The organism is Brevibacillus sp. AG162 (genome assembly GCF_006715575.1).
GTDB classification, from domain to species: Bacteria; Bacillota; Bacilli; order Brevibacillales; family Brevibacillaceae; genus Brevibacillus; species Brevibacillus brevis.
On record NZ_VFNO01000005.1, the window covers coordinates 338,943 to 358,912 of the forward strand.

At 52.6% G+C, this 19,970-nt stretch carries 7 protein-coding genes; 1 reads left to right on the forward strand and 6 read right to left on the reverse strand.

Annotated features, from left to right (window positions below):
* Positions 1–18: 18 nt before the first annotated feature.
* A complete protein-coding gene (nfi, locus tag FB479_RS17860) occupies positions 19–705 on the forward strand; it encodes a deoxyribonuclease V (RefSeq protein WP_142066190.1) in 687 nt (228 codons plus the stop codon).
* Here the strand turns inward: nfi and FB479_RS17865 are convergent.
* The 6 genes from FB479_RS17865 to FB479_RS17890 form a co-directional block, all read right to left on the reverse strand.
* Complete coding sequence (locus FB479_RS17865; RefSeq protein WP_106656954.1) at positions 702–1,340, reverse strand: immunity protein Imm33 domain-containing protein; 639 nt, start codon at positions 1,338–1,340, stop codon at positions 702–704. The genes nfi and FB479_RS17865 overlap by 4 nt on opposite strands.
* Before the next feature lie 144 nt (positions 1,341–1,484).
* Positions 1,485–2,246 carry an alpha/beta fold hydrolase gene (locus tag FB479_RS17870; RefSeq protein WP_142066191.1) on the reverse strand — a complete coding sequence of 254 codons (762 nt, stop codon included), beginning with the start codon at positions 2,244–2,246 and terminating at the stop codon, positions 1,485–1,487.
* A gap of 175 nt (positions 2,247–2,421) precedes the next feature.
* Positions 2,422–7,293 carry a non-ribosomal peptide synthetase gene (locus FB479_RS17875; protein WP_142066192.1) on the reverse strand — a complete coding sequence of 1,624 codons (4,872 nt, stop codon included), beginning with the start codon at positions 7,291–7,293 and terminating at the stop codon, positions 2,422–2,424.
* A gap of 16 nt (positions 7,294–7,309) precedes the next feature.
* A complete protein-coding gene (locus tag FB479_RS17880) occupies positions 7,310–9,637 on the reverse strand; it encodes a bifunctional Gfo/Idh/MocA family oxidoreductase/class I SAM-dependent methyltransferase (protein WP_142066193.1) in 2,328 nt (775 codons plus the stop codon).
* Between the two features lie 9 nt (positions 9,638–9,646).
* Positions 9,647–10,756: a saccharopine dehydrogenase family protein gene (locus FB479_RS17885; protein WP_255438449.1), complete on the reverse strand. Its 1,110-nt coding sequence runs from the start codon at positions 10,754–10,756 to the stop codon at positions 9,647–9,649.
* Between the two features lie 113 nt (positions 10,757–10,869).
* On the reverse strand, positions 10,870–19,944 hold the full coding sequence (locus tag FB479_RS17890; protein ID WP_142066195.1) for a non-ribosomal peptide synthetase: 9,075 nt from the start codon (positions 19,942–19,944) through the stop codon (positions 10,870–10,872).
* Positions 19,945–19,970: the final 26 nt, after the last annotated feature.

Below are 19,970 nucleotides of genomic sequence, written 5' to 3' on the forward strand. Positions count from 1 at the left end.
TCATCCGGAGGTAACCAGATGGAGCCGATTATCCAACATCCTTGGAACATTGATGAGCAAGAGGCTATCAACTTACAGCGACAACTAGCCCAGCAAGTGAAAAAAGAAGATCAACTAGCGGACGTACGCTTTATCGCTGGAGTAGATGTCGCCTATCATGCCGAGTCTGATTTGTTAGTTGCTGGTGTCGTAATCCTCGACCCCACTTCCCTGCAAGTCGTCGAATCTGTCGTTATTCAAGACACCGTTGAGTTCCCCTATATTCCCGGCTTGTTCTCTTTTCGAGAGCTGCCTCCACTGGTACGTGCATTCCAGGAGCTAAAAACAACACCGCAGCTCGTCGTCTGCGATGGGCAAGGAATCGCTCACCCGCGAAGATTCGGACTAGCCAGTCATTTGGGCGTCCTGTTTGACATTCCTACCATTGGCTGTGGGAAAACGAGACTGTTAGGTGAATACGAAGAACCAGCACAGGAAAGAGGCGTGTATTCCCCTTTGATTGATCAAGGTGAGATCATCGGTGGAGTCTTGCGCACACAACCGAATATCAAACCGATCTTCGTCTCGATCGGACACGGAATCTCTTTGCCAACTGCATGCGCATGGATCACCAAGCTCTCTCCCAAATATCGTTTGCCCGAAACGACGCGGCAAGCGGATCAGCTCGTGAATAAAGTATCGGCGGATTTAAACAGCAGCCGCTAATGGAGTGTCGGCCATACATTTTCATCGTGCTCATCCAAGACTGCTTCAATCTGATCTCCTTGGAAAACGACAATGTAGCCTCGTGGCAGAGCCAATGCTTGCAAAAGAGACGGACGTAGCTTTAGCAGTTCGTAAACGTAGTAGGACGCTAGCTGGTCACTGTCTACTTCGCCTTCTACTGGCCCGAGATACCATCCGGAGTCACCTTTTTGAACATCTTCAGCACGCTGCAAATAGACGTGTTCTTGTTCAAATGCACCTTTTGCCACCACCATTTTATCTTGGAACAAAGCAGATTCCCCTTCGGCTCGCACGGTTTGCAGACAGTTGTTTTGCGCCATTTGCACAACCAAGGACACTGACAGGTCAGCAGTAGTTTCGGAAAAAGGATTCGAATCGTAGTCGGGTGCCACGATCTCCATATACCCATCCCGTTCGAAAACCAGCAGAATGGTCCAACCTACCTGAATTTTCGCACCGTTCTTGATAGGACCAATCTCGTCTTCTACATCGGCGAATACGTCCAACAGAAAGTCTGCTTGCTTCACCAAAAACTCTTTGCAGGTCACGACAAACGTACGGTTATGAATCTGTTTGGAGCGTTGGCAGAGTCGGGACTCTTTCTCAGCTGACATGGACCTCTTCCTTTCTGCGTGATCGGTATTGCTGCTATCTTCAGGATATCACGAATAGGCGAAAAGCTCCGTTACACTTTTGCTACAAAGGATATGTACTAACTGGCTGACGAATGAACTGCAAAGCGCGGCTTGGCAGGTGGGCTACAGCGTTTTTTGTTGTATTTGTTCGATACAGTCTTTGATCGTATCAATGACGACTTTGGGCTCGGTAAATTGAGGAAAATGTCCACTGTTTTCAGCGAGGATATGTTTGCTGTTGCTTGATAACGAAAGCAGTTCCAACTGATGCTCGATTCGTTTTTTGCGCACTTCCTCTGGCATCATACGATTTTCTTTCCCCCCTGTAATCACATAAACAGGGATGTCGGGAAAATAATCGATTGCATGGATTTGTTCTACTGTTCTTTTGACAAAATGAACTTCATTGAATGGTTTATGGGGAGACAAGGAATCAAACATGGAGAGTATTTTGTTAATGGTTTTAACTACTTTACCTTGATATTGATCAAGGCCGATATCTTTTGGATGGCTGGATTCTAAAAAGACGATGCCAGCTACTTCGTTGGGGTAATGTCGGGCATATAAATTTGCATACAATCCCCCTAATGAATGTCCGACTAGCAAGAATGGGGGTTCAAATCCTACTATCTTTAGTGCCTCCCGTAATGTTTCTACAATCGTGAGTCCGTCTTGGGGCTCTTGCGGCTTATCACTACCCGAAACACCAAAGCGATTATAGGAAAAGACAGATGACGTCTCTGAAAGTTCAGGTAGAATTTTCATCCAGCCTTCTATAGGTCCTGAACCACCGTTGATGAGAACGATATTGGGTTTGCCGTTCCCGCTCCAATGATATTGGATCTTCCCTCTTGAAGTACTTACTTTCGATCTCTTTATTGCCAATGTACGACACCTCACTTTGTTAGGGCTGGATTTCACTGTAGTAATACGCGATGAACAAATGAGGGTTTCTATTTTTTAGGAATAATTCTTGCAGGGAGGAAAAGGAGCAGCGGCGGACAAAGGACATTATTTTTTCGTCCTTGTCTACCGCTGTTTTGATTGCTAAACGATGAAGTTATTTGGTGCCGAGTGGTACTGCCAACAGCTCCGCCAGCTTGACCGCATTCTCTCCTGCCATGCAGCTGTAATGGTTGCCGGCGATTTCTGTCACTTCCAATTCTCCAATGCATATATCTTGCCAAAAAGCGATGGTCTCTTCGCTCGTGCTTGGCAAAAATTGAAACGGCTCGCAAGCCAGCAGGAAGCGAATGTCTCCCATATAAGGCAAAGGAGTATAGCGAGCTGCTTTAAAACTCTGCCCAAACACTTTGCACAAGCCCTCTGCCATTTCCACGGGCATCTGTTCCCCCGATGTTTTGCCTAGCGCATGGACATAAGCAGTAAAGCGTTCTCTTCTGTCAAACGCGGATAATTTGCGGAACATCTCTCCCACCTGATCTAGCCCCTCGTCTCCACCGATGGTGCACGCTGAGCCTTGCGGGATGCAATCTCCGTATTTTTCTACAAGCTGCAAAATCGCCCGTGCGAAATCGTGCTCATCCACTTTTCCAAAATCAGCCTGTTCCAGCGTGATGTTCAGGTTCGGAACGAAAAGTGCCTCAATCAAGAGATCGTCATTCACTTCTGTCAGGATCGGAGGAATGTCGATCAAAACCAGGTCCAGAATCGGGACGCCCTGCTCCCCGAGTCTTCTCGCCACTTCAATGGCAATCAATCCGCCCAAGGAATAGCCGATGAGCTGTACAGGTCTTTGCTCTCCTTCACGCAAGATGTCGATCAAGCATGCGGCATAATCATCGGCCACGGTTTCTATCAGCTCAGACGGCTCTAGTGCGCAATAACGCTCACTATCGTCAATGGCGATCCCGACGATGCTTCCTGTCTGCTGGGCTTTGAGCTGTTCAATCAATGGACGAAAACTGTCCATCGTCCCCAAAACGGCATGGAACACAACCCGCAGCGGACCAGATGCGTCACCGCCATATGGAATCAGCACGGCATTGCTGGACTTGTTGCGTCTTGTCGGCAATGCGACTTCCTCACTCTGCTGCATCTCCTGATTGCGCATGTGTAGGAAGCCAGCCAGTGCTTCCACGGTCGGGAAGTTGAGCATTTGCCGCAGCAAGACATCAAACGGGATGGCAGCGTGCGTCGGGTCCTCCGCTAGCTTGTCGCGCAGCTTTCCGGCTACCTGTGCCATGATGAGAGAATCTGCACCGTACTCATAAAAGCTTTGTGTTCTGCCGATTCTCGGGACTCCCAATGCTTCTGCCCAGACGTGAGCAAGCTGCGCTTCCAACGGATCTGATTCCGCCCCTTCTGTAGCGTCCCTAGCAGCATGTTGTCCGAACGATGATGCAGGGCGCCATTTTGCCAGCTCGCGGCGATCTATTTTTCCATTTCCGGTAAGCGGCAGTGCGTCTACGACTTGCAAGTGGGCAGGCAGCATATAAGCAGGCAGGTGTAGGGAAAGGAATTTTTCCAGCTCTGCGGCACTGACCCTTACCCTGTCCAGCTTCACCTGATGAGCGAGCAGATGATTCTCTCCCTCCTTTTGCAACAAGAACACAAGAGCGTCCTCTTCCTTCTGCCACTCACTTATCCATGACGCTTCTGTCCACTCGGTAAGAATCAGCCACCCGCCCGGGCAAATCAGCTCTTTCAGCTTGCTCATGTCGGAGCTTTCTATATCTCCCGCAGCTAATACCACGTCGAACGAGTTCGGTGCCAGTCCTTTTGCCCGATACTCTCCTTCTACAATATCCATACTTCTATACTCTGCATCATAGCCTTCCAACGCTTGCGGGACATACTCTGTCAACGCCCCGTTCCCTGTGCCGACTTGCAATACCCGAAGAGATTTGGGCGTATGCTGTCGCGCAATGCGCTGCAAGAGCTCGCCAATGCCCTGATTGACCTCGATGCCCGTTTCTTCGCCGATCCCATCTACTAGCATCGCGAATTCTGCTCGTTCCGCTTCAAGGTCCCGATCCATCTTGCGGGCGCTTTCCACAATCCCCAGCAAAACAGGCTCGTCACTCGCTCCATCCAGCACGACACCAGCTGCGGCGACAGCAGGGTGTTTGAGCAGGGCCGATTCAATTTCACCTAGCTCGATCCGATGCCCTCTGATTTTGACCTGATTGTCTTCGCGGCCGATAAACTCAATTTCGCCCCCCGGTGTGTAGCGGCCCAAGTCACCCGTTCGGTAGAGTCTCTCTCCATCGATAGGGTGGGAGAAGAACCTTTCCTCCGTGAGCCGTTGATCTCCCACATAGCCCTCCGCCAAGCCAGCTCCGGTAATATACAGATCCCCGATCACCCACACCGGGCAATCGCGCATCTGTGAATCGAGGACGCGGAAGCCTTGATTGGCGAGCGGTCGGCCATACGGAATACTGTTCCAGTCTGGTTCCAGTCCGTTATACAGATGGTAGTTCGACCAGATCGATGCTTCGGTGGCACCGCCGAGACTGACAATCTGTGCAGAAGGCAGATATTTTTGCATCCGATCAGGCAGGGTCAACGGAATCCAGTCACCGGAAAGCAAGGCTAGTCGCAGGCTGTCTACTTTGACAGTTGGCGTGGAATCCAAATACGTGACCAGCATCTGCATCAGGGCCGGCACGGAATTCCACACGGTAATGTCATGGTCGACTATCAGCTCACTCCAATGAGACGGATCTGTTTGACGATCGGGATGAGGATACACGACCGCACCACCAACAGAGAGCGTGGCAAAAATATCGTAGACAGATAAATCAAAGCTCAGCTGGGCAAGTCCAAGCACGCGGTCACTTTCCGTGATGGCAAAACGTCGAAGCATGTCCTCGATCGTATTTGCTGCTGCACGGTGGCTGATGACGACCCCTTTGGGCTGTCCCGTGGAGCCAGACGTATAGATGATGTACGCAGGCAAATCCGGGTTTAGGTCAGGCAGTATCAATGGTTCATGCTGCGGGCTCACTTGATCCACTGCAATCGTTTGAATGGAGTCTGACCATTGCAGCTGGCTGGCAGATACCGTCAAGGCATAACGGATGTCCGCCTGTTCCATCATGGCCTGTCGGCGCATCTCGGGTTGTTTCGGATCAATGGGTACATAGACGGCTCCGGCAAACAATGTACCGAGTACGGCTGTGACTTGATGCGCGCCTTTATCCATCACGATGGCAACGCGGTCTTGTTCGCGGCAGCCCAGATCCTTCAGCTTCCCTGCTACTGCTGCAGCTCGTTTCACCAGTTCTGCATAGGAAATCTGTCCTTCACTGTCAATCACGGCTGGACGATCTGGCGTCGACATTGCTTGCGTGACGATTGGCTGATGCAAGGCGTACTCTGGTAAAGCTGCGGTGGTTGCATTCACCTGCTGACGCTCTTCTCGCTGCCAGTCTGGCAACGCAATTTCGTCAGCTCCCTCCCACACTTGCTCGCTGTCCGCCAAAGATTGCAGTAATTTTGCAAAAGTATCAAACATGTCGTCAACGACATGCTCCGGGAAAACACCCTCCCGCACATCCCAGTTCACCTGCAAGCCAGCCTGGCTGTCCATGGCTTGGCAATCGATGAAAACCTGCGGCGTTTGACTGATTCCGTGCCCAGCAATTTTGCCCTGTAGCTGACCGCCCTCCGCTGGTTCCACTAACCCAATCGCGCTCGTAAATACGATTGGCATCAGAGCGGCTTCACGACCGCGCCTGCGCGCTAGCTCGCGCATGACCTCCACGCCGGAAAACAAACGGTGATCCAAATCTTCAAACAACTGCTTTTGAATCGTTTTCGCCCGTCCCTGAAAAGAACGCTCTAATCCCCAATCAACCGCAAGCAAATTGACGGATGTGAAATCCCCGACAATCTCATGGACTCGCTCATGCAGCGGCTGTCTGTTCAGCAACGTCAAATTCAGGCAAAACGCACGATTTCGACTCCAGCGCTCGATCACAGCGGCAAAGGCTGTCATCACGGCGGCGGTTGGCGTCAATCCTCGCTGCTGGGCACGCTTTTTGAAAGCATCCCACGAAGCGTTATGTAAGCGAATGAAGCGACGGCGAAAGCGTGCGCCTCCATTCTGGGTCTGCTGTTTCGCCATTGGCAGGTCTGGAGCCTGTGGCAATGCATCGATCCGTTGCTCCCAGTACGCTTTATCTCTGCCATACGTGGTAGTCTCTCTTAGGCTTCGTTCGGCAAATACGTAATCGCGAAACGTAATCGGCAACGCAGGCAATGTTTTTCCCGGTTCTTTGTAAAGGGCCTCAAACTCACCCAGCAAGAGCCAAATACTCGCCCAATCCGCGATGAGAAATTCCATCGATACATGGAGTACAGCCCTGTCGCTCGTTTTCGTCAAGCCGATATCAAACAACGGCCATTTGGCTGTATCATACACGCGATGTCCCATCGCTTCGCGTATGTCATCGAGCCTTCTTCCTGCCTCCTGCTCATTCATGCCACTCGTATCCGTATAGGTAATCGTCCAATGCGGAACCTTCTCCAGAATACGCTGCTGACCATTCTGATCAATGGTTGAGCGCAGCATGTCATGTCTTGCAATGAGCAGGTTCCACGCATCCTCCGCCCGTTTCGGATCAAGCTCGGGATAGTCCAGCTCTATGTAGATATGGCACGCCACGCCACCATAGCCAAACAGCTCATACCGTCCCAGCAAATAAGCAGACTGCACATCGGTCAGGGGAAAAGGCATAAATCGCGCTGCTGGATCTGGAACCACCGTCACCGGTTGGGATTCGGCTCGCAAAATGGCGAGAATGTCTGCTTTCTGTTCTTTCAACGCCTGTAAATCGTCGGCTGCCAGTGTTCCTCTTGGGGCTCTGTAACGCAGGCTCCCGTTTTCCTCCCATAAAAAAATTCCATCTCTGCGCAGGCGCATCAAGAGCTCAACGCTATTCGTCTTGAGGTTTTGGGGCATATGCACACTCTCCTATTTAAATGAGCTTGGCCATTTCGTTTTCGTTTTGGGAAAGCTGCTGACGTACGCCAGCATCGATGTTGTTCTTGATGAGGAACAGCTTTTGTCCAAGTGGTGCCAATGGGTGAGACTCCTCAGGCAAGACCGCAAGCTCCTGGACTCCTGCCCGCTGAAACACATCGAGCCACTGCTGGACAGTCATGAAGGTCGATTGCGTATTTTTCCTGTCATCTACTGGCGGAGTCATCATGAAAGCTTGGGAGATGAGCATTTCAACGAACTCTCGAGTTGGCTCGGTAATAATCATCCAGCCTCCTGGAGCAAGGGTCTTCAACAGCCCTTGGATGACTTCATCCGTGTCCCGCGCGTTGTTCAACATGCCTGCCGCAATCACGATATCGAAGCTGCCTTCTGAGAGACCTTGGGCAAACAAATCTTTGTCGATATCAACCACCTGGTATTTCATCCACGGGCAAGCTTTGTACCGTTCACGTGCAGAGGATAAGAAAAAGTGGGACACATCCGTGTACACATACTCCACATTCAGTCCTTTGGAAACAGACGGCTTCAGGTGGTCCACTACCACATCACTAGTCGCTCCAGTCCCGGCGCCTACCTCCAGGATACGAAGCGAGTTGGCCGTAGACGCGATCCGCGCTACTGCTTCTGCGACCGACTTGTTCAAATAACGCGCCACAAGGGTGTCCCGATAAAGCGCATTGGCAACATGCATGCGACCCTCAGGAAATAGCAGCAAAGCAGCTTGCTGGGTATCATCCATCAGCTGTGGCAGCCGATCCGCATTGTCCTTGAGATAGTCCATGACAAGCGGTGAGCCCAGCTTGCCATTCCAAGCGTTTTTGGCTAACTCCCACCGTCGTTCTACTTCCTCTCGCGTCATCTGAATGTCGCATTGATACTCGCCAGCGGCATATTTCAGGAAGCCACGATCCGTCAAGATGTGCAGCCAGCGCTTGATGACCGGATGATGACGTTCTGCTACGTTTGCAGCAGTGAAAATGTCTGACGCCGTATAGGAATGTTGTTCTGCTGTCCATGCTCCTTGGGATTGCAGCGCAAGCAGCATAGAGGCCACCGCTGCTGCATCCAGGCGCTCAATGCACGTATTTACCTGTACGGCATCGATCCCTTTCAGCTCGTTCTCGGCAGACGCCGTGCATGCAAAAACATCGTTGTTTTCCGCCAAAGTCGCGTCATTGGGTGATGCAGTGTCGTGGAATTCGTCGTCTGGAATGCTCCAGGCTGCTTGTTCGAGAGACGCTAACGATAACGGCTCATGGCTGCCATGCGAGCGCAGCACGGGATATCCCAATGCCTGCGTCCATTCTTGCCACTGTCGTGAGCACAATAGCTCCTGCTGCGCGCGCGTTTCCATCGCAGCCTTATCGACTTGCCCCATGATCCTCTCTCGCATAATGAGTAAATCGCGTCCAATAGCTTGCGGCCACTGCTTCGTAAGAATGTCCCGATAGGTCGGCGTCTCCTGCGGTCCCAGTATGTGTGTACTGTTTTCCAGCATGTGTGCGGGTGGAGACACTGTCAGCTCACCATGAATGTCGGGAAGATCCGGTACATGCAGACGCGGCTGCCACACGACCGGACCATGCGTGTCTGTGAGCGACAAGCTCCCGCCAGCTACGCCAATCGTCACGCGATGCAGCAAATGCAGATAGTTGTCTGGATCATCCGGATCGACTTCATTGTGGGCGCGCAGCGTAATCGGGATTTTGCCAAGCTGTCCGATCAACACTTGAAACGGCCCCTCATCCTTGATGACATGACTGATTTTCCACGGACGAATAGAAGGGAGAGCTTCCTGCAAAATGTGCATGAGCGGGAAGGACACCTGTGTAGCGCAAGCAGCCTCGATGTACAAGGCAGGCTGCACAGCCAGCATCGTTCGAGCGCAAGCAATAAAGCGGCGAACAGCAGGCAAATGCACGTAGAGATCGCCCGTCATAAAATGAACCCCATTCTGCTTGGCATGCTTTAGGCACAATGCCAAATCTTTGTGATGGATCGGCTCTTCCGAAATGACGTGTATGCCCTTGGCAAGCAGCTGGATCGCCAGCTCTGTTCCATTGCCGCCCATCACGGTGGAACGCAATACAACGCAAGCCAGATCAATGTCAGCAGGTAATTGATTCACATCGGTGTACAGCGGAATGCCATTTCGCTCGGCGCATTGACGCGAGCGTTCACTTCCTTTTGCCAAGAGCCCTACCAATTCAAACTGCTCAGGCAATGCCTTTACCGCTTCCAAGTAGAACTGTCCAAAGCGGGAACCGCATACCACGGTACGCAACTTACGATTCTTTGTCATACGTCACCCCTACTTCATTTCCATGATGGAATGCATGAGTTCGACCTGCTGCTCGCGAAGCGCATCAATCAGACCTGTCGCCGATACGCCCTCTGCCACGAAAAAGCAGCCTGTTTTTCTGTTCTGATCTTCCGCGATCAAGTGAGCCACTGTGGCCGCGATGATGCCAGATATCCGATTCCAGTCGCCCGGGTACAGAAGAGTGGAGAAGACCCGCACTTTTTTGCCGTCGCGCTTTCCGGTCGCATGCAGGTGGAACATCGTAAAATCTTTCGCACCTGGCTTCTTCGCCTCAAACTGTTCCAGCAGCAGCTTGGCTGACGCCCTTTTTTGTTCCTCGGTCTTGTATTGCTGCAAAGCCTTGATCATCACAAATTGATTCAGGATGGCATTGCTTTGGTAGCTGTTGTAAAAATAAGCGGATTCGATTTTATGCTGCTTGGTCATGAGGCCGAATTCCTTGGTCACTACCGGATACGTGTCGCGCTTGCCCGCGGGATGTGGCAGCGTGTAGTTGCGATGGAACGGCCCGTCTATTTTTTTGAGCTCGCCTTGCTTGAAGTAAGACATTCCCCATCCGGTATCTTCTTCAATGCTGCAAACGATGTCATAGGCCGCATTGAGTGAGAACCCGCCCTGTCCTGCAAAAAAGACTTCGAGCAAATCGATTTCCTCTAAATCATTCTCAGCGACGTAAGCGGGGAAGACTTCCGACAGCCCCGGGTAAACGCCAGCAGAGATGATAAACAGCAGTCCCTTTTCCTCGATTTCCTGCTTTCGCGTAAGCAATTGTCGATACAAATGCTCATCTCCGGACACATCTACGTAATGAACCTCATGTTTGAGGCATGCGACAGCAACTTTATCAACGATTTGCTTGGAGGGCCCTGCACAATTGATGACGAGATCGACTCGGCCGCAAAAGTGATGCAACTCCTCTTCGTTGCATACATCCACCTGCTGGCATTCCACCCTGCCGTCCGTCCCCGTAAAAAGCTCACGTAGCTTCTCGGGATTTCTGCCTCCCAGCAAAATCGGATCGTTCGTCCTAGACAAAATCGTTTGAAAGGCAGCTTGGCCTACAACCCCGGTCGCTCCCAAAATACCAATCTTTTTCATCCCCAACGTTCTCTCCCTCCTGGCCTGCTCCCCGCATAATTCTTCCAAGAAAAGGCGGGGCTGCGCCTGCCACTGAGTCGCAGCCCACCTACTCATCTGCGGTTTTTCTTTATTTAAATGGTCCCCTCGTCAAAATCGGCTGCGAGATCTTCCGTTGCCTGTGTGCTCGTCTTGATCAGCTCGGCAAGGGTGCAAATCGTGGAAGCTTCAAACAAGCTTTGCAGAGACAAATCAATCTGGTATCTCTCTCTTAAAAGATTGAGGCATTGGATCGCGCGCAATGAGTCTCCACCCCGCGAAAAAAAGCTGTCGTGGATGCCGATTTCCGCTACACCAAGCACCTCTTCCCAGACCTTGGCGAGCTTGACCTCGAGCTCGTTGGAAGGCGCTACATGCGTCTTTTTCGGCATGCTTGCCTTTCTTTTGCCAAGCTTTGTGATTGCCTTTCGATCTACTTTTCCATTGGCGGATAGCGGCAGTTCATCCAGCAGCACGTACTCGCTTGGCACCATGTAGTCAGGCAAGCTATTTCGCAAGGCTTCGGACAATTTTTCCGGCTGGAACAAACGAACCGCCTCCGGTGCTTGCGCCACAATCAGATGGCGCTCGAACGCCTCTGCGACCTGAGCTTTATCCGGAATGGCAAGGACGTTGGTGAAGCCTTGTGCTTCCAGGCCCGTTCGCCATTGCTCTACCGCAAGCAGAGGAAGATGATTGGCTTTGCGCTCATCCTCCAGATGGCTAAACCCATCCTCGAAGAAGCCGACAGTGGTCAGCAGCAGACGACTGTTGCGCGTCGACTCGACCAGGAACAGAAGCCCCCCAGGTGCGAGCAGCCCTTTCAAGTACGCCAGCGTTTTCCCTATATCACGAGAGCGATGCAGCGTATTGTCCGCAACAATGACGTCAAACGAATGCGGATCATAGCCTTGTGCAAGCGGGGAAACGTTCATGTCAAGCTGACCGTATTCCAGCGGAGCCTGTTCTCCCCACTCTTTCTTTGCCCTGTCGGTAAAAAAGGAGGATTCGTCGACGTATAAATAACGACTGCGTTCTGCAGGCAAGGTGGACACCAGCGTTTGCGTCAAGCTACCGGCTCTCGTGCCAAGCTCTAGCACACGCAATGTCTTGTCTGACGGATGGTGACTTACGATACTGCCGAACACCGCCCCGGCAAGACTGCTGTAAAACTCCCGCGTCAGGTCAAAGCGGCTCAAGCCCGCAGGTGTCAAGAAGGCGTCGTCTGCTAGAAAGAGCTCCAACGGATCGAGCTCACCGGTTAACAGACCAATAAACAACGGATAGTCGCGGCGGAAAACGGCTTCGAGCTCACGTGCTGCTTCCGTCCGTAGCGAGGAAGCTGACAGAACATCATCCGGCACCCCTTCACGCAAGGAACGCAGACTGACGTACTTACCCGCTGCGCGTTTTTCCAGCAAGCCTTCTTCTACCAGCACTTCCAGCCAATGCGCAAGCAAGGTCTGATAACGAGGATGAATCTGAAAACGATGCATGAGCTCCGCAATTGTAGTGCTTTCTCCTACTTGCGCGAACATCCCCATATGCTCCAGCGTGCGGCATAGGTAGGCGGTGCTTACACGATCAGCTTCCATCAGGAATTGCGTGACGGCTTCCACATCGACACTTGCAGGAATGGTATCGGCCTGCGTATGACCTATGCTGTTGATCGTCTGCCATCGAGCAGCACTTGCAGCGGGATCGGCCAACTCTGTTTCGAATAACGCGGAATCCTTTTCGCGATCCAGCACCACATACCCGACCAAGCGCTTTTCATCCGCACCGTCATCTGGTACGGCCACGACGACGTCTTTGATCCCGTCATGGCGCTTCAGTGCCGTCTCGATCTCGCCCAGCTCAATCCGATGCCCTCTGATTTTCACCTGGAAATCTTCCCGACCGAGAAACTCCAGCTTGCCATCTGGCAAGTAACGGCCCAAATCCCCCGTGCGGTACAGTCGTTCACCTGTCCGCGGATGCGTGATAAATTTTTCATTCGTCTTGTTTTCATCTCGCCAGTAGCCTTTGGCAAGCCCAATGCCACTGATAAACAGCTGGCCCGGCACCCAAACAGGGCAATCCCCCATCGATTCGTTCAGCACATGGTAACGCTGATTGACCATTGGACGACCGTACGGAATACTTTTCCAGCTAGGGTCAATCTCTTCGATTGCGAAAAGGTTTGACCAGATCGAGGCTTCTGTTGCCCCGCCCAAACCGATCACCTGAACGTGAGGGAAAAACGACTTGATCTTGTCTGGCAAATCCAGCGGAATCCAATCACCGCTCAACAAGACGAGACGCAACGATTGCGGCAAGTGAAGGTTTCTCCCCACGGCGTATTCGATCAGCATCTGCATCAGCGCCGGAACTGTGTTCCACACTGTCACCTGCTCAGCTTCCAGCCACTCCAGCCAGTGTGCAGGGTCTTTGGCTTTATCCGCATCCGGCATGACAATCGTTCCACCCGCGGCAAGCATGCCGAAAATGTCATAGACCGACAAATCGAAATTCAAATTGGACAAAGCGAGCACCCGATCTTGTGGCCCCACTGCAAAGCGTTGATTGATATCTTCAATCGTATTGACTGCGCCTCGATGGTCGATCATGACTCCTTTTGGCAAGCCCGTTGACCCGGATGTATAGATGACATAGGCCAAATCCTCCGGCTGCCCGGCAACTGGTGTCACTGCATTCACCGTGCTTCCCTCGTCCCTTGCCGTCATCTGGTCCACAATCAGCCGCTCCACATCCGCAGGCCAGCCCAATCGCTCATCCAGCCAAGACTGTGTCAGCACGAACTGCACTTGCCCATCATGCAAAAGCTGAGAGCGTCGTTCCTCTGGGTGCTGCGGATCGATCGGCAAATAAGCGGTCCCGGATTTCATAATCCCAAGCGTGGCTGCGACCTGCTCCCAGCCTTTTTCCATCACGACAGCGACCAACGTATTCGGTTCGACTCCTTTTAAACGCAGCCACCTCGCTATTTGGTCAGCTGTGTCGGCAAGCTCCCCATAGGTCAACGTCCGCTGAGTAGAGATCACGGCAGGCTGATCCGTTTGGCATGCAGCTTGTTTGTCAAATAACCCGACGAGTGTTTCTGTGGATAGAGGCGCAGCCGTATCGTTTGCCGCGATTCTTTCTTCCAGTCGAGGGACAGCGATCAGGCTCGGTGCCGCCTCTTGCCATACCGCATCCTCTTCTGTCAGTCGATGCAGCAGCTCGCAATAGGCCGTAAACATGTCAGCAAGGAGTCCTTCTGGAAACAGTCCTTCTACGGCATCCCAGATCAACAGCAGTTCTCCGTCTTGCTCAACCACTTGATGGTCCAGCCATACCTGCGGCGTCTGCGTGATGTTGTAAACGAGCTTGCCCAGCCATTTGCCATCGGAATCAGACCCACTCCACTGCTCCACTCCCAAGGCGCTCGTAAAGACAATCGGCATGGCAACACCGCTATGCTCTCCTGTTTGCTTCGCCAATTCGCGCTGGACTTGAACCCCGCCCACATAAGGATGGTCCAAATCGCGCCATAGCTGCTGCTGCAAATTCCTGCCTCGTTCCAAAATCGTCTCGCCAGCGGACAATTCGACTGCCAGCAAGGTTAACGTAGTGAAGTCCCCCACGATTTCGCCTACCTGCGCGTGCAAGGGCAGGCGATTGAATTGCGTCAGGTTGATCGTAAAACGCGAGCTCTTGCTCCATGCACCGAGGGTTTCCGCATACGCGGTCAGCAGTATCCCGGAAGGCGTCAAACCGACCTCTGCTGTCCGCTTTTTCAGCCGCTGCCATGCTTGGCGATTGATTCTGGCTTCCAAACGATGGAAGCGCTGCTCGGTAATCGTGTCAGGATTTTTCGCCAAAGGCAGCTGTGGTGCTGGCGGCAAATCCGGCAGTCGATCCATCCAATAGTCCAGATCGCGTTGGTACAGCTCTGTAGATTTGAGCGCTTCTTGGGCCAGGACATAATCGCGGAAGCTTAGATCCAGTGGTGGCAAAGGCGCATCCGGCTCATGATACAGCCTCGTCCACTCGCTCAAGAGGTGGAACATGCTCCATCCGTCAAAAATCAGGTTGTCAAAGCTGATATGCAAGCGAACCCGTTCGTCTCCAAAGCGGGAAGCGCGCACATCAAACAGCGGCCACACATCCGTAGACAGCACCTGATGGGACATCTCTTCCCGAATCGCTTGCAGCTCGGACTCAGCTTCTTCAGCCGATTGGTTCCGCAAATCCATGACCTCGATCCGGTAAGCAGGAACCTGCTCCAAAATCTGCTGACGCCAGCCATCCGGCAAAATCACGGCCCGCATCATTTCATGGTGGTCAATTAATCGTTGCCAAGCTCGATTGATCCGCTCCAGGTCCAAGTACTGTCCTTCAATTTCGAAATAGCAATGCGTGGAGACATGACCCAAGGCGTAAACACCACTGCGCCCGACCCAGTAGGCTTGCTGGATATCCGTTAGCGGGAAAGGCTGATGCCTGTCTTGTGGAGCCAGTACAATGGCTGGCAAGCCTGACGCTTCTCCTTTTTCCTCCAGAAGCATCTCCACATGCTGGGCAAGTCCGGCAATCGTCGGCTTTTCAAAAATGCGCCCTAACGACAGCTCTACCGCAAGCTTGCTGCGAACCATCGCACTGAGTCTGGTTGCCAATAGCGAATCCCCGCCGAGCTCGAAGTAGTTGTCTGTAACGCCTACCCGTTCCACTTCAAATAGCTGGCACCAAATAGCCGCAAGTGCTGTTTCGATTGGTGTCGTTGGAGCTGTATACGCTTTTTCTGTTTTGGCCTTCATCAGGCTGTCAGGAGTCGGCAGGGCTTGCCGATCTACCTTGCCGTTTGCAGAAAGCGGCAGTTCATTCAACAATAGAAAAGCAGTCGGAACCATGTAATCAGGCAGCTTTTGACTCAGGAAGCCAGATAGTTTTGCTGCGTTGAAGCGCTTGGCCTGAAGTGGCGCCTGCGCAACCAGTACATGCTGACCAAAATCGTTCTGTTCCGGGAAAGCTGCCACTTGTGCGAAGGCTTGCTGCTGCAAGGCCTGCTGCCATGCTTCCACCGATAACAAGGGGCGTTGTTCATTACGCCGCTCATCTTCAAAATGCGTAAAGCCATCTTCGAGAAATGCCGTGCTGATTTGCTGCAATCGGCTGTTGCGGGTCATCTCCAGCAAAATCAGCATGCCTCCCGGAGACAAAAGGCTTTGCACATACGAGAGAGCCATCCCGATGTTTTTCGCACGATGCAGGGAATCAGAGGCGATAACAACGTCGAACTGATGGGCTTCAAAGCCTTGAGATCGTGGACTTTGATTGATATCGAGCAGTTGATAGTGCACAAACGGGTACTCCCGAAACCGCGTTTTTGCTGCATTCGTAAAGAAAGTCGAGGTGTCTGTGCATGTAAAATGTGTCGCATCTGCCGGAAGCACAGCCAGCAATGATTCCGTCAGTGCTAGGCTCCTCGCCCCGATTTCCAGCACACGTATCGGTTCTGATTCAGACCTTTTTCCAAGACGATGGATCAGCCTTTCGACCAACGCCAGTGCCGCGCTGTCTCGATGCTTTGCGCCAGGGAGTGTCTGCATCAGATCATTCGGAGTCAGATTGGATTCCTCCGAGAAGAAATGGGCCAACGGGTCAAGCTCGCCACGCAAAAGCGCAACACTCTCGTCATTGACTTTTTCCAAGTAACGCAAAAGGGCTTGTGCTTGATGTTCCCATGCAGGCAATACGTGAGAGACGTGCGGCTTTTCCAGCCATTCAGTCAGGCTCGCCTGCGTGATGCTGTACACATCCGATTTGTCTTTACGGACAAAGCCTTCGTCCTCCAATGTTTGAAGCCACTGTCTGACCAGCCCGCGATAACGCTCTTGAATCCCGCAGTTCTGCATCAAATCATCGAGGGAGTAGTTGGCATTTTGTTCAAAGTTCACTCCCGCCATCTCCAATGTGCGGTAAATGAATCGAACAGCAAGTTTCTCCATATACGCCCAAATCGAGGTGAAATCTTCCGGTCTAATGCTTGCAAAATGCTCTGACAAGGTCTGCACACGACCTGTATCGACGACATCTGCCCACAGTTCTTCGCTCTTTTTCGGATCAGCCTCTAGACGATCGAACAGCGCTGATTCGCTTTCCCGTTCTGGCACCACATACCCAACCAGCTGCCTGTTCTCGCGCGGATCACCTACTGCCGTCACTACCGCATCACGAATCCCCGGATGCTGCTTCATGGCCGATTCGATTTCACCCAGCTCGATGCGATGCCCCCTGATTTTCACCTGAAAGTCCTTGCGCCCGAGAAATTCAATGGTCCCATCCGGCCAATAACGCCCGAGATCACCAGTCCGATACCAGCGCGAACCGTTCCAGTTGACAAAGCGTTCTGCGGTTAGGGCAGGATCACCCCGATAGCCTACTGCCACACCTGCTCCGCCGATCCACAATTCTCCCTCTACCCAGTCAGGGCAATCACGTCCATGCGCATCGACAACCCGATAAGCCTGATTCGCGAGCGGTCGACCATACGGAATCGATGTCCAGTGAGCGGGCAACGGCAGCGTCACATCAAAAAAGTTGGACCAGATCGACGCTTCTGTCGCTCCCCCCATCGCCACAAGCTGGCTGTTCGGTGCGAGCTGGTTCAATCGTTGCGGCAAATCGAGGCCGATCCAGTCCCCGGAAAGCATGGTCAAGCGAAGCGGCAAGCTCTCGTACGGCCCGCTCTCCGCAGCAATTAAGAGCATATCGAGCAGCACGGGCACAGAGTTCCACAGCGTCACTTGGTGCTGGTCCACCAGTCTCGCCCAATAAGCCGCATCCCGTCGCACTTCTTCCCCTATAAGTACAATCGAGCCGCCTACACTGAGCAATCCGAACAGGTCGTAGACAGACAGGTCAAAATCAAGCGAGGAAACCGCCAAAATCCGATCCGTTTGCCCGATTCCGTAGCGTCTGTTTATTTCTGCAATGGTGTTCCATGCCCCGGAATGATTGATTTCTACCCCTTTTGGTTCACCTGTGGAGCCAGAAGTAAAGATGATGTAGGCAAGACTGTCAAAAGAAATCGGCACGGGTTCAGCAAGCGGCGAGACATTCAACGCATCTGTAACAGACAGAACAACAGCGTCTTTTGGCCACTCCAGTGTTTGCGCCTGCTCCGTATCCGTAAGCACATAGCGAATCTCCGCTTTTTGATGAATGCGCTCACGCCTTGTAGATGGCTGCCCCATTCCAATCGGGACGTAGCAAGCTCCTCTTGCCACGATACCGAGAACCGCAGCGACCTGATCGATTCCACGCGGCAGGCTGATCGCCACAGGGTCTCCTGCTTCAACGCCTTGCTTTTGGAGATACGCCGCAATCTGCAACGCGTACGTCGCTAACTCGCCATATGAAAAAGTAGTGGACGCATGACTATCGATTAATGCCAGCTCGTGCGGATTCTCTTTTGCATAGGCAAAAAAGGCACTGTGCAAGCAATGACTCGATTGCGGTTGTGAATCGTCTACAGCCTGATGGTTCCTCTTCTGTTCCAAATCGGGAAGCAGCACGGATGGTGCTTGCCAGTCATTGTCCTCCGTCACCAAGGAGTCCATCAGCTGGCAAAAAGCGCCGAACATTTGGTCAAGCATCCCGTCAGGAAACAGCTGATCAACCGCATCCCACGCCAGCAGAAGCCCGCCGTCCATTTCATACGACTGGAAATCGAGCCATACTTGCGGCGTTTGTGAAATCATGTAAGAGAGCTTGCCCAATGTGTCCCGGCATTCGTCATTGATCAGCGGCGTACCCAAATTGCACGCGAACACCACAGGGGCAAAATCCCGCTCTCCTTGACGGACACGAGCCATATCCCGCTGCAGCTGAACCCCGGAATAAGCCGCATGTGCTACATCCTGATGAAACTGTGATTGGACAGATTGCACCCGCGCCAGGAAGGAAGATGGCTCCCGCATGTCAACCGCAAGCAGCAGCAGGTTGGTAAAATCGGCAACGACGTCTTCGATGCCAGCGTCTCCGGTTTGGCGATCAAATAGCGGAATATTGATGAGAAACTGCGAATGGGTGCTCCAACGATCCAGTACTTCTGCATAAGCCGTCAACAGTACCATTGCTGGTGTGACCCGCTGAGCTGCGGATCGTTTTTGCAAAAGAGCCCATTCGGCCGGCTTCATGAAATGCGTCCGTCGCGTAAAAACAGGCGACTTGATCATTTCCGGCTTTTCCTTCAGTGGCAAGCCTGGCGCTCCCGGCAATGTGGATAGGCGTTCCTGCCAATAACGGGCAGCTTCCTGTCTGTCCTGTGCCCGACGCTCTGCCTCTTGCCCGAGATAATGGGCAAAGCTCCAATTGGTCGGGGCAAGAGGCTTGCTGTCTCGTGCATAGGCTGCCGCCAAGTCGCGCAATACGATGTGCAGACTCTGTACGTCAGCGACCAGCAAATCCAGATCAAAATGGATGCGGGTGCGTCCTTCTGGCAACAAGCTCAGCTCTAAACCGGCTACTTCTCCGGCTTCCACCGCCAAACGACGATGAGACAGCCGCTCCCGTATACCGTCTAGCTCCCGCACCAATTCGTCCTCAGAAAAAGACCGCAGATCATGGACAGGTACGGCAGTGGACCTCGGGGCACTCATCACCTCTTGCTGTCCATCCGCCAAAAATCTGGCCCGCAGCATCGGGTGATGCATCAGCAGTTTGCCCCACGCTGTTTCCAATCGATCCGGCTCCACGCCCGCCCCATCAATTTCCAAGTACGCATGGCACCCGACTCCTCCGAGAGGCTGATCATCCTGGCGTCCAATCCAGTAAGCGTATTGCACATCGGTGAGTGGAAAGGGCACATTCACCTCTACTTCCACATCAGTTTTCCTTTCGTCCACATGTGGAAGCGACGGGCTGCTTTTTTGCAGCAACGCCTGCCAATCACGCAAGGTAGGAGCACCGATCAGCTCGGCAAATGTAACCTTTGCGCCTTCCTTGCGCCATTTGTTGACCATCCTCATCATTTGCAAGGAATCCAGCCCCAGCTCGATCAGGTTTTGATCATCTGAAAATGCGACAGGCGCGGGCAACAACGCCTGAATTTGCCTCTTCATTTCCTCATAGCTCAAGGAAGCGGCGGGACTTGCGGTCAGACTGTCATTGAGCATTTTGGACATCCTTGTTCCCTCCTCTCTCGTGCAAG